This window comes from Myxococcales bacterium, assembly GCA_016706225.1.
GTDB lineage: Bacteria > Myxococcota_A > Polyangia > Polyangiales > Polyangiaceae > JADJKB01.
Genome location: JADJKB010000024.1, coordinates 280,366 through 292,319, shown reverse-complemented (window position 1 = coordinate 292,319; position 11,954 = coordinate 280,366). Strand labels below are relative to the sequence as shown.

Here is an 11,954-nt window from a genome sequence, read left to right as displayed (position 1 = left end):
CGCCGGCAGCCGCAACACGCGCCACCCGCGGCGACCGAGCCCCGGTCCCGGCGCGCGTCCGCCGCGCACCGGCTGGCGTGGTACGCGCCATCGACCTCAATCACGACGTGCACGGAGGGCACCGCAAAGTCCGCGATGTACCGGCCGACGACGTACTGACGGCGGACGAGCACACCGACCCGCCCGCCGCGGAGCTGCCGCCACAGCGCTTCCTCCGTGGGCGTTTGCGCGAAGCGCATGGCGCGTGCCCGAGCTTCGGTGACTTGCGAGTGAGTGATCTTCCAAGACATGGCGCCTCCTGTCCGGCACCGCGGCCGGGCTTTGCCCACTCACGGCGCAGGAGTCGTGACAGGCGCCTCATTCCTCGCGACCCGCGCACGCCTTCCGCTTTCGTGACGACCACACGAGCGGGCACGGCGCCTGGCGCGAGTCGTGCGCCACATGGGCGGAGCCCGGCCGCGGTGCCGGGCAGGAGCCAGCGGCGCGGAAGCTCAACGACGCCGTCATCGAAGCGAGCAGACACGAGCACGGCGCGTCGCCTGCCCTCGGGTCACGGTGAGTCGCCAAGCCCGAAGCGACCTGTCTCCCCCATCCGCGCGCAGCGCCGGCGTCTTCGCCGGCGCGAGCACGGATTTGGGGGAGACCGCGGCGCGCAGCGCCGCGAGTGGGGCAGCTACTTCACCACCGGGATCTCCACCGTGTTGATCAGCTTCGTGCCCATGCCAGCTGGGTAGGCGTAGGAGACGTACGCCGTGTACACGTCGGTCGGGCCGAAGGTCACGGAGCCCCAACCCCAGACCGTGGCGGTGAAGGGCGCCTTGCTCTTCATCGACTGGCGACCGTTCGAACACTTGCCCTGATCCTGGAACTGGCCGGTGACCAGCGTCACCCGCGTGTACTCGTAGCTGCCGAGGGGCTTCCAGTCGCTGAGCACTCCCATGCACTCGAGCTCGACGTCCTGGAACGCGCCGCCTGTGTCCTTCTGCCGCACCACCACCAGGCTCGTCTCGGGATAGGACGGGTCGGTGAAGAACACGTACGAGTCCAGGTACTGGCCGGTCGGGACGACGTTGACCCACTCGGGATCCCCCTCACCGAGGAACGCGTTGCCACCCGTCATGTAGGCGCCGACGTAGAACGGGTGGCTCGCGTCCTGGCTCTTCACCACGAACGCATCCTTCGTCCAGAACTCGGCGACCTCACCTTGTTTCAGCGTCAGCGGCGCGCCGCTCGGGACGGCAGGCTCGTAGGAGAGGGTCGTGCCGTCCACCGCACCCACGATGCGCCACGGCACACTCTCGTCCACCGGGTCGAACCCGAGACGCCGCGCCTTGTAACGCACCGACACGTACTCGTGGCCGAGCTGTTTGACCGGCAAGAGCTGCTGCTGCGCCGTGTCGCACGCGTCCTTGTCCACGGGCACGTTGATGCAGGTCGCGCCGCCGAAGACCCCGATGGGTTTGTCGGCCTGAATTGCGCTGCCCGTCAGCTCTCCGCCCTGCGTGAACTGCACGTACTCACCGCGCTTCAGCTTGAACTCGGCGACCTGCCCGGCCGCCGTGGCGCCGACGTTGACGCCGGCCTCGATCGCCACCGTGGGTTTGATCTTGACCGTCGTGTCGTCCTCTTGCGCCACGATGTCGAGAGACGGCATCGCGTACTTCGGGCTGACCGTGCTCTGTTTGTAGGCGTTGATGGCCACGTAGTTACCGTCCCAGCCGCTGGTCGGGATCAACAACGACGCGCTCGTCGCCGCCACGGCGCCGCCGCCATACGGGAAGATCTGGTACGCCGAGACCGGCGCGCTGGTCTTGATGTGGAACGCAGTGCCGGTTCCGCTGCCGTGGACTGCCGTGTCGGCCTTCACCGCCGTGGGCACCGGGCAGTTCATGTTCTTCGGCGGGTTGCCCTCGGAGAGAAACAGGATCGCCACGTCGTTCGGCTTCAGGCCGTTGACCGCGTCGTAGGGCGCGTAGTTGATGTTCTTGCCCTGGCCCTCCGGGATGCGAATGAAGTCGGTGTTGGTGAACTGCTGACCGGCGCGGTCCACCTCGATCTTGACCGGGCCGAGTCCGCGGTTCGCCACGAACACCGCGTAACAAGCCCCAGGCAGGCCGTAACCACCGTTGGGGTCGTTGATGGTGTCGACCTGCAGGGCGAAGTATTCACAGCCGTAGGTGCTGCCAGCCTTGGCCGCGGCCTCGCAGGTCTCGGTCACCGGTGCGTCCGACACGTTCACGTCGATGCCCGCGTCGCTGCCGCCGCTGTTGCCGCTACCGCCGCCGGCTCCGGCTGCGCCGCCACCGCCCGCGGCGCCGCCAACACCAGAGTCGAAGTTGGGATCCCCCGTCGCGACGACGTCGTCCGTGGCGGCACAGCCCCAGGCGAGCAAACCCGTGGTGGCGAGAGCGGGAACCAGCGTGCGGAGCGTGTGCAGCGTTTTCATGATGTTTCTCCGGCTTGAGCTCGGCGGCATCACGGCCGACCTCGGCTTGGCTCTGGAAGTGTCGGCTGCTCGGCGTTTCGGGCGGGAAAATTGTGATGATTTCCCGCGCATCACCCGACTAGTGGCGGGCGGCGACCATCCGGGGTGGGAATTTCTCCGCGCCGGCGCAGCTGCGCCCGTGGCCAGGTGCCCCGCAATTTGGCAGAGTCCGCGCGCCTCGCCGACCGCTCGCCAAGAAGCAGCGTCGGCCGAGCCACGGCGCGCACCTCGCGAGCGGACAGGACGAAACTCTCATGCGGCTTCGAACCAGCACCATCTTCGCGGCAACGGCTCTTCTCGTCTCGGCCTGGTCGGTGGCCCTCCCCATGTCGGGCTGTTCCAGCGACGACGGGGGATCGAAATCCAAAACGATCCCCGACGGCGGAACGGATGCCGGGGATGACGGAGCGGGCGGCGAAGCCGCGGTCGATTCGGGACCAACCGGCGCCGCACCCGGGAGCCCTTGCTGGGTCGATGAAGACTGCCTGAACGGTGTGTGCTGGACACCGAAGGAAGAGGGGCTGCCGGGAGGTTACTGTGTGATCGAAGGCTGCACTCAGAACAGCTGCCCGACGGGCTCGAGCTGTCTGAGCTTCAGCGACGGCGTCGATCGCTGCGTCGCGAGCTGCACGACGAACGGGGACTGCCGCGAGACGGAGGGCTACGAGTGCACCGACAAGAACGTGTGCTGGCCCGGTACCGGCAGCGTCCCGCCGGGTGGTTCCTGCGGCGCCGATGAACAGTGCATGGGTGGCGCTGACGCCATTTGTATTCAGCAGGCTGGCTTCCTCGGCGGCTACTGCGTGATCTCGAACTGCACTGCAACCAGCTGCCCGGCGGGCAGTGAGTGCCGCGCGGTCTTCACCAGCGGAGGCTCCGGGTGCATCGCCGTCTACGACAAGGCGGGCAGCTGCCGCCCAGGGTATCAGTGGGTCGAGGACCAGAGCTCGAAGTGGTACCAGGCGTGTTACCCGGGCTGTGACTCGGACCAGGACTGCCCCGGGGACTTCGGTTGCCGCGAGGGCGCCAAGAGCCTCATCTGCCTCGACGTGTCCCACGAGTGCAGTCCGAAGAATCACCAGGGAGACTGCCCCTCGGGTGAGGTCTGCGAAGCCGGCGTGTGTGCACCCTTCGTGTGCAAGGACACTGTGCTCGAGCCCAACGAGACATTGGCGGCAGCAAAACCGCTGCCGGCAAAGGACATGGGCGGACTGCAGATCTGCGCCGGTGATGCCGACTGGTTCGAGATGACCCCGAGCGCGGACGACACCATCTACGTCGTCGGGATCGACTCCAATCATGCTTCGGGCAATCTGGACGTCGACCTCACGGATGCCAAAGAGACCATCACGCACGACGCCACGATGGACCCGGATTTCTACCACTCCCAGGGCTCGGTCGGCCCGACCAACCTCGAGGTCTACTCGCTGCTCGGCAAACCCGGCTCCGCCAAGGCCTACCTCCACGTACGCAGCGTGCTGGCCGCCGAGAACAACTACGGCCTCGTCGCGCGCACGGTCAAGTACCAGGACGGACCGGACTGCGGGCTGCTCTTCAGCCCGGCCGAGTGTGCGGCCGTCAACTCCCAGGGCAGCCACGATCCGTCCAAGCTGATCCCGTTCCCCGAGGCGAACGCAGCGGACAGCTGGGTCGGCGATGGTGTGTTTTTCAAGAACGGGCTGTCAGCATTCGGCAATCCGCCTTTCACCTCGAGCGCGCGCCTGTGGGCCCGACGTGAGCTCATCATGGCAGTGCGCAACGCCATTCACTCCGTGCAGCTGGCGTTCCCGGGGACCAAACCCCTCAGCATCGGCGACATCGGCATGCCCGACGGAACGACGCCGGAAGGTCACCCCAACGGCACCCACTACAACGGGGCCAACATGGACGTGTCTTATTACATTCGTCCCGACGTTCAGGGCACCGACGGCAACCTGGTGTACCGGCAGATCTGCTGCGACAAACCGCTCAAGGACTGGAGCTGTGTGGACACCAGCACTTCGTCGGCGACCTATGGCGTGTGCATCGCAGGCTCCGAGACGACGCACATCGTCGATCTGCCTCGCACCGCGATGTTCATCGCGAAGCTCGGTGCAACCGGGCGCATTCGTGTGATTGGCACCGAAGCCAAGGTCGAACAACCGCTCGAGGCAGCCATGGACGACCTGGAGAAACAGGGGCTGATCACCGGCTCCGAGGCTGCGACGGGCAAGGCCATCATGGTCACGGCCAACGACGACGGCAGCTGGGTCTGGCACTTCAACCACCTGCACGTGTCGTTCAAGACCGCGCCCACCGCGGCCTCGTGGCAGACACCGTCTCAGGGTTTGTGGCCCGACCTCCCGAAGGCCGAGCAGGCCGCGCTCGCACGCGCGTTCCCGCGCAAGGTTCCGGACGCAAAGTCGCCCACCGGCAGCGTGCTCAAGGTCGGCAAACCCCTGACGAAGTGAGACCCACATGACGTCAGCGAAGAAACCCGAGGCGTTCATTCAGGGCAAGGCGCTCCGCCCGGAGAGCCTGATGTCGAGCTACGGCTACGACCCGAAGCTGAGCGAGGGCTCGCTCAAGTGCCCCATCTTTCAGACCAGCACCTTCGTGTTCAAGAGCGCGGAGGAGGGCAAGAGTTTCTTCGAGCTCGCGTATGGCCTGCGGGAGCCGCGGGGCAACGAGAGCCTGGGGCTGATCTACTCGCGGTTGAACAACCCCGATCTCGAGATCCTCGAAGATCGCCTGACCCTCTGGGACGATGCCGAGAGCGCCGCGGTGTTCGAGTCGGGCATGGCGGCGATCAGCACGACGCTGTTCGCCCTGCTCAGCCCCGGCGACGTGATTCTGCACAGCGAGCCGCTGTACGGAGGGACCGACTACTTCCTCAAACACGTGCTCACCCGTTTTGGCATTCAGTGCATCGGTTTTCCGGCGGGCTGCAGCGCGGCTGAAATCGAGGCGCGGCTCAGCGCCGGGGGGCACGCCGACAAACTACGCATGATCTACGTCGAGACGCCGGCCAATCCGACCAACGCACTCGTCGACATCGCGGCCTGCGCGGCCCTCGCGCGTCGACACTCGAACGAAACCCGCCGGGTCGTCGTGGCCGTGGACAACACCTTCCTCGGACCGCTCTGGCAGCATCCGCTGAAACACGGCGCCGACCTGGTGCTCTATTCGGCGACCAAATACATCGGGGGGCACAGCGACGTGATCGCCGGGGTGTGTCTGGGCGACCGGGCGCTGATGACCGAGGTGCGCGCGATGCGCACCTTCCTCGGCACCATGTGCGGCCCGTGGACGGGATGGTTGCTGCTCCGGAGCCTGGAGACGCTGAAGCTCCGGATGACGAGCCAGATGAAGAACGCGCGCTACGTGGCGGACTTCCTGGCGGACCACCCCAAGGTCGAGGCCGTGCACTACCTCGGGCATCTGGGCGAGAACGAGCCCGGGCACGCCATCTACAAACGGCAGTGTGTGGCGCCAGGCGGCATGGTGAGCTTCTCGATCCACGGCGGCGAGCTCGAGGCGTTTCGCTTCTTGAACGCGCTCCAGCTGTTCAAGCTGGCGGTGAGCCTGGGCGGCACCGAGTCACTGGCCGAGCACCCGGCCAGCATGACCCACTCGGACATTCCTCCGCCGGAGCGGGCGCGCATGGGCATCGGCGAGAACATGGTGCGGCTCAGCATCGGTGTGGAGCACCCCGAAGATCTGATCGCGGATCTGTCCCAGGCGCTCGACGGCGTGTGACGGTTCCCCGCGTTACTCGCGGCCGAGCGTGCTGGCGCTTCAGGGCAGCACGATCGAGCGGCAAACGTCGAGCGCTTCCTTGGCTGGCGGACTCTTCGTCTTGAACGTGAACGAGCACTTCAGGCTGAGGGGCGGCTTGCCCTTCACGACCGTGAGGAGTCGCGAGTATTCCTGGTGCGTTCCTTCGTACCACTTGCCGCCACCAGGCAGGTTGCCTTGCTTCGAGATCTTGTCCCCACCGAACTTCATCTCGCTCTCGGCCTCTTTGCTCTGCTCCGCGACGGACTTCGAGTCGTAGGAGATCATGAGGCTCTCGGTGGGCGAGCCGGTCTCGTAGGAGATCGACCCGCGCTCGGGCAGCGTGCGGGCGTCTTTGACGGCGTAACCGCCGGGCAGCTTGATGCAGTACTCGGGGAGCGCGTTGCCCGTGAGCCCCGCCGGACACTTGGGCAGATCTGCCGCAGCGCTCGCGGAAGGCGCCGCAGTGGCGCTTGGTTTCGGAGCCGCGGCGGTCGCGGCCGGTGTAACGGTCGCGGTGGCGGTCGGCGCCGCGGCCTTCGGTTTTTCGTCATCACAACCGAACAGGGGGACACAGATCAGCCAGGTGGCAACGAGGGCGAGGCGCATGGTGGCAGCGAGCCTAGCATGGGTTCTTCTGCGCTTTGTGGCGGACCTCAGTGCTCCGCCCTCTCGGCGTAGATCAGGCTGCCGGCTTTCAGCTGTGTGATCACCGCGTCGCGGTCGGGCATCGGGATCGCAGGGCAACCCCACGAGCGTCCCTGCTTCGATTTCCCATCGACGACGTAACTTGCCCCATGCATCACGATGGCCCGCGGCCTCGCGTCCGAGTTCGTCTCGGAGAGGCCATCCAGCTTCAACGAGAGCCCCCACTTGCCGCTGTAGGTCTCGGCCGTGAGGTAGAAACCGAGCGAGGACTGGTGCGAGTTGTTCAAGTTGCTGAAGCTCGACGGGATGCCGTCGTCGTCCGGGTCACTGCCCGACCCATGCGCCACGACGTGTCGTTCGAGCTCTCCGCTCTCCATGTCGACGAGGTAAAGGCGCCGCTTGGATGAGTGCTGCGAGAAGTCGATGACGGTGACGAAGCGTGGATTCTCCAGGAGCTCGAGGTTCAAGTCGTAATAGAAGAGCGCGCGCTCCAGCAGCACGCGGGGGACTTCGTGACCCGTGTCGATGTGCGAGTATCGCCCCAACACTTCCTCGGCCTCGGCGTCCGTCAGCGCCGGCTGCTCGAACTTCGCGGCCAGCGCCCTGCGAGCCGCGAGCAGCTCATCCGAGCTCGAGCTGTCCGCCTTGCCGAGCGACTGTTCCCCCCCGCTCTCGTCTGCTTCGTCGCCCGCGACTTCGTCGCCATCCGCGACCGACGCAGTGCAGCCGGACACCACGCTGGCGATGGTCAAGGTCGCCGCAAGAGTTCCAGCACGCAGCAGAGCGCTCATTCGAAGACCTCACCAACGGCAGCAACCACGCGCACCAACAACGCAAGGCGCGTGCCGTTTGCGCGCCGCGACGACGTCCGCGCACAGCGCCAGGGATCTGCGACAAAAGGCGCACCTCGGGAGCTGAAATGGACGCACCAGCGCTCTGCTCGCTGTCCTTCGATTCCGAGGCCGTCCGAATTCCGTCCGGACGTGCTCCGGCGATTCGAGGCGAGCGGGGTGGGCGTGGCCCGAGAAGCAAGAGCGCGGCGGCTACTTGGCCAGGTCAGCCAGGTACTCTTCGAGGTTGGTGTAACCGTCTCCATCCAGGTCGCCGTTACGGTCGGCGGCGTTGGTCGGGTCGAGGCCGGCTGCCAGCTCCCACGCGTCCGCCATGCCGTCCCGGTCCACGTCGGCCACCGGTGTGCCCGACTGCAACTTCGGAAAGCCCCCCACCTCTGCCTGGGAGTGCAGGTAGTTGCTCCACTTGCGGTTGACCACATTCTGGACGATGCGCTGATCCACGGCGTCTCGTTTCTTCCACGCTCCCACCTGCTGGAGGATGGCGTCGTACGCCGCCTGGGGTGATTGCTCCGTCACCGGGACCGGTGGCGTGAACAGGGCAGTATTCGACATCTGCGCCTTCACGTTGCTGGCTGCGCTCGTGATGACCGTGCTCGGGTTCGTGTTGTCCGTCCAGACCAGCGACCACTCGCTACCGGAGTCGCTCGGCCGATGCGGCCCGATGTTGCCCGCGACGTGCACCTTCACCTTGCTGGCCACCCCGTGTTTCAGCTCTGTGTGGATCTCGGCGCGCGGCGAGCCGGTCGGGTCGTACAGGTACAGGTTCTTCCGGAAGTGGAAGGAGAAGTTGATGTTGCTGGCCGCACTCGGGTTGGTCTCGATGCCGGCCGTGTAACGCGACCCCGAGCGCTCGTAGTCGAAGAAGACGTTGTTCACCGCCTCCATTTGCACCTGATAACCCTGGTTGTTCGTGGCATCGTTGGCCTCGAACTGGGGGCCGCGCATGACATAGTTCGCCAGCAGCGAGTGGTGCAGACTCAGCGTGTTTGCGCTCAGGTTGAGTCCGTAGGCGTGCTCGTCCCCGTAGGGGTGTAGCTTGGGATCTCCCAGCGGCTCGGCCATGAGCGCCCACTGGATAGTGACGTTCTGGTTCTGAACCACGCCGAATAGCTCGTCGCAGCTCCACGACAGCGACACGTGATCCAAGATGACATTGGCGGAGTCGTCGATGGACACGGTGTCCAGACCAATGGAGCCCGTCGGTTTGCCGCTGGCGAGGATGTCGCTGTCACCGCGGCGCATGCGCAAGAATCGGATCACGATGTCCTTGGCCTTGGCGATATCGACGCTGCGATCGCGAATCGTGATCCCGTCACCCGGCGCGGTCTGTCCCGCGATCGTCAGGTTGTTCTTGTCGATGATGAGTCGCGACTTGAGCTTGATCTCACCGCCGACCTCGAACACGATCGTGCGCGGCCCGGTCGCCGACTGGATCCCGGTGCGCAACGAGCCTGGCCCGCTGTCGGCGAGGGTGGTCACATGGTAGACGTCGCCGCCGCGACCGCCCTTGGTGTTGGCGCCAAAACCTTCTGCACCTGGGAAGGCGCGAAGCGGGCCGGTCGCACCCCCGCCGCTGCCGCCGGAGCCCGCGGTCCCGCCCGAGCCCGCGGTCGCGCCCGTGCCTGCTGTCGCACCGGAGCCCGCGACACCCCCCGCGCCAGCGATGCCTCCCGCACCGGCGCTCGCGCCCGCACCCGCGCCACCGCCGGCTCCCGCGGTCGCACCCGCGCCAGCGACGCCACCTGCACCTGCACCCGCCGCTCCGCCCGCTCCTGCCCCACCCGCGTTCGATGCGTCGCCGCCGGCGGCATCACCGCAGCCGAACATCGCAACACAGATGATCCCAGCGAGTCCCTGTGCCGCCCGAGGTTTCATGCGTCCAAAGGTGAACGTGGGCCGCCGCCGTAGCAACACCTTTCCGGCATGGCGCACCGCGGCAGCTCAGCCTCGACCCCAAGTAGCGCGGTCGTTCCCGAGCGTGCGGGATGGCTGCGCGCACCTCCGAGCAGACGAAGCTCAGCGTTCGTGTTCCTGAATGAAGGACTGAAGGGACAGCCCCAGGAGATGAGCGGCGGGGTGCTCCGCGTCGTGGCGGGTGATGAAGGCCGCGGCGTCGAATGGGCTCGAGCTCGCTTTGATCGGGACCCTTCCGCTGTGCATGCGCAGGACGGCGGTGGTCAGGCTGCGCTGGATGGCCCCGCCCAGAGTCGATGCGCCGAACACGATGACGGCACAAGCCAGGTGTGGCTCGAGGCGCCTCCATTCGGCCAGCAGCGTCCTGGTGGCCTTGGCGGACAAGGCGGGTCGTGGGGCACGGGGCGCGAACACGAGGGACACACCCTTGGGGTACTTCGGCCACAGAGCGTCGAGCTGAACGCTGACATCCAGCGTGGACTCCACCGTCGGCGGCTCACGGCTGACCGCGACCACCAGGTTGCCCAGGGTTCCGATGCTGTAGCCGGGTTTGACCAGCGTGCTTCGGAGCGCGCGCCGACTCGCGGCTGCAGGCTCGTGGTCCATGACACACCCTTGATCGCACCGAGCGCGGCTCGAGCCAAGGGTCGTGCTCGGTGGCGGGACCGGTTGGGCACTTTGGGAAGGATTTCAGACGGGTTTCCAGAGCCAAGCTTTCGCCCGGTCAGCGCATCCAATGCGCCATGCGCGTGGGCACACTGCTTGGGTTGTCCATTCTGGGCATGGTCTCGTCGAGTGGAGCGGTGGTCTGGAGAACCGCGCCATTGACGCAGGCGCCCGGGGGCGAGCGCGAGACAAGGACACCCTCGGCCGAGGCAGCAGTTGTCGTCACGATACCAGGGCCCCTCGAGCTCGAGGCTCGGATCGGGCATGCGGTATTGACGAGCGCTGGCCGAGCCGAGACGTATCTGCTGTTCAAGCTGCGGGCTCCCGCAGCGACAGCGACGGCGCAGCCCGTGCACGTGGTCACGCTCATCGACCGCTCGGGTTCGATGCGGGGTCGCCGCCTCGCCAACGCACTCTCGGCCGCCCGCGGGCTGGTGTCCCGCATGCGCGATGGGGACCGCTTGACGCTGCTGGCCTATGACACCCGCGTGAGCACGCTGCTGCCCGCGACGACGCTGAACCCGGAGTCTCGGAAGCGGGCGCTGTCACGCCTTGATTCCGGCGCCGCATCGGGAAATACCTGCATCTCGTGCGGGCTGGAGTCGGCGTTGGCGGACCTGGCCTCGAGCGAAGGTCACGTGCTCCACGTGCTCTTGCTCAGCGATGGAGAAGCTACGGCGGGCGAGCGGAGCTTGGCGGGGTTTCAGCGCATCGCGGGCCGGGCACGCGAGCAGGGGATCAGCGTCAGCTCCATTGGTATCGACCTGGACTACAACGAAGCGCTGCTCTCGACCTTGGCGCGGTTTTCCAACGGCGAGCACCACTTCGCTCGCGACAGAGCGGAGCTAGCGAAGGCGTTCGAACGCGAAATCTCCGGGCTGACGAAGACGGCGACGACGAACGCTACACTCGAGCTGGACCTCGCCGATGGCGCCGAGCTCGTGCAGGTGTTCGACCGCGAGGTCGAGCAGAACGGTCGGCACCTCACCGTTCGACTTGGCAGCTTCGGTGCCGCGGAAGAGAAGACTTTGTTGGTGAAGGTTCGCTTGCCCGAGGGGGGTCCCCGAGAGCTCACGGTCGCGGAGTTTTCCTCGAGCTATCGCCTTGGCGAGCGCTCGCTCCGTGCGTCCGGCAGGCTGCGAGTCCGCACGAGCGACTCGGGCACGGAGCTCTCTCTTCTCGACCCCGTTGTGGCGACGCGCTTGGCGAGGAGTCACACCGGCGCGACGCTGTTCGAAGCCGGGAAGCTGTTCAAGTCGGGGACGCCAGCCGACTTCGCCGCCGCCGACCGACGACTCGGCGACGAGCTCGACCGCGTCCGCGCCGGTGCCCGTGCTGGCGGCGACGGGCGCGACCTGCACGCACAGGCGGCGGCGCTGGAGGACACACGCAAGCGCCTGCGTGAAGCTCGCGGCGGCCACTGTGCCTGTGCGCCGGGTGACCTCTCGTGCGCGATGACGTGCTCTGCGGGCCCCAAGGCCCGCCCAGCTCCCGGCGCCCGCTGCGCACCAAGCGATCCGCTCTGTGCCGAAGAGGGCAGCCTGTCCGCTGGAGAGAAGGCGGCGGCCAAGGAGTCCGTGAGCGCGTCGAATCCGTTTCGGAAATAGGGGTCGGTGCCAACGAGCATCGTC

The 11,954-nt window shown here is 66.8% G+C and carries 8 protein-coding genes and 1 pseudogene; 3 read left to right on the top strand and 6 right to left on the bottom strand.

Features of this window, described 5'->3' with window-relative positions:
• Positions 1 to 41: 41 nt before the first annotated feature.
• Both IPI67_37130 and IPI67_37125 read right to left on the bottom strand, forming a co-directional pair.
• Positions 42 to 290: pseudogene (locus IPI67_37130) on the bottom strand (DUF559 domain-containing protein).
• A 383-nt stretch (positions 291 to 673) separates the two neighbouring features.
• The gene (locus IPI67_37125; GenBank protein MBK7585798.1) at positions 674 to 2,446 is read right to left on the bottom strand and encodes an IgGFc-binding protein; all 1,773 of its coding nucleotides are present in this window, start codon (positions 2,444 to 2,446) and stop codon (positions 674 to 676) included.
• Positions 2,447 to 2,739: 293 nt separating this feature from the next.
• Here IPI67_37125 and IPI67_37120 point away from each other — a divergent pair, with 293 nt between their 5' ends.
• Positions 2,740 to 4,935, top strand: coding sequence for a hypothetical protein (locus IPI67_37120; protein ID MBK7585797.1), 2,196 nt, complete (start codon positions 2,740 to 2,742; stop codon positions 4,933 to 4,935).
• A gap of 7 nt (positions 4,936 to 4,942) precedes the next feature.
• Positions 4,943 to 6,223 (top strand): cystathionine gamma-synthase family protein, encoded by a 1,281-nt coding sequence (locus tag IPI67_37115; protein ID MBK7585796.1) that lies wholly within the window; start codon positions 4,943 to 4,945, stop codon positions 6,221 to 6,223.
• 39 nt (positions 6,224 to 6,262) lie between these two features.
• Here IPI67_37115 and IPI67_37110 read toward each other — a convergent pair whose 3' ends face one another.
• The 4 genes from IPI67_37110 to IPI67_37095 all read right to left on the bottom strand — a co-directional run bounded on the left by IPI67_37110 (position 6,263) and on the right by IPI67_37095 (position 10,263).
• Complete coding sequence (locus IPI67_37110; GenBank protein MBK7585795.1) at positions 6,263 to 6,850, bottom strand: hypothetical protein; 588 nt, start codon at positions 6,848 to 6,850, stop codon at positions 6,263 to 6,265.
• A 47-nt stretch (positions 6,851 to 6,897) separates the two neighbouring features.
• Positions 6,898 to 7,680, bottom strand: coding sequence for a murein L,D-transpeptidase catalytic domain family protein (locus IPI67_37105; GenBank protein ID MBK7585794.1), 783 nt, complete (start codon positions 7,678 to 7,680; stop codon positions 6,898 to 6,900).
• Between the two features lie 252 nt (positions 7,681 to 7,932).
• The gene (locus IPI67_37100) at positions 7,933 to 9,675 is read right to left on the bottom strand and encodes a hypothetical protein (GenBank protein ID MBK7585793.1); all 1,743 of its coding nucleotides are present in this window, start codon (positions 9,673 to 9,675) and stop codon (positions 7,933 to 7,935) included.
• Positions 9,676 to 9,759: 84 nt separating this feature from the next.
• Positions 9,760 to 10,263 carry a hypothetical protein gene (locus IPI67_37095; protein ID MBK7585792.1) on the bottom strand — a complete coding sequence of 168 codons (504 nt, stop codon included), beginning with the start codon at positions 10,261 to 10,263 and terminating at the stop codon, positions 9,760 to 9,762.
• A gap of 137 nt (positions 10,264 to 10,400) precedes the next feature.
• Here IPI67_37095 and IPI67_37090 point away from each other — a divergent pair, with 137 nt between their 5' ends.
• Positions 10,401 to 11,930, top strand: coding sequence for a VWA domain-containing protein (locus tag IPI67_37090; protein ID MBK7585791.1), 1,530 nt, complete (start codon positions 10,401 to 10,403; stop codon positions 11,928 to 11,930).
• Positions 11,931 to 11,954: the final 24 nt, after the last annotated feature.

Coding starts and splice junctions, on each gene's coding strand:
- IPI67_37125 (MBK7585798.1), bottom strand. CDS start 2,446: ATGAAAACGCTGCACACGCTCCGCACGCTGGTTCCCGCTCTCGCCACC.
- IPI67_37120 (MBK7585797.1), top strand. CDS start 2,740: ATGCGGCTTCGAACCAGCACCATCTTCGCGGCAACGGCTCTTCTCGTC.
- IPI67_37115 (MBK7585796.1), top strand. CDS start 4,943: ATGACGTCAGCGAAGAAACCCGAGGCGTTCATTCAGGGCAAGGCGCTC.
- IPI67_37110 (MBK7585795.1), bottom strand. CDS start 6,850: ATGCGCCTCGCCCTCGTTGCCACCTGGCTGATCTGTGTCCCCCTGTTC.
- IPI67_37105 (MBK7585794.1), bottom strand. CDS start 7,680: ATGAGCGCTCTGCTGCGTGCTGGAACTCTTGCGGCGACCTTGACCATC.
- IPI67_37095 (MBK7585792.1), bottom strand. CDS start 10,263: ATGGACCACGAGCCTGCAGCCGCGAGTCGGCGCGCGCTCCGAAGCACG.
- IPI67_37090 (MBK7585791.1), top strand. CDS start 10,401: ATGCGCGTGGGCACACTGCTTGGGTTGTCCATTCTGGGCATGGTCTCG.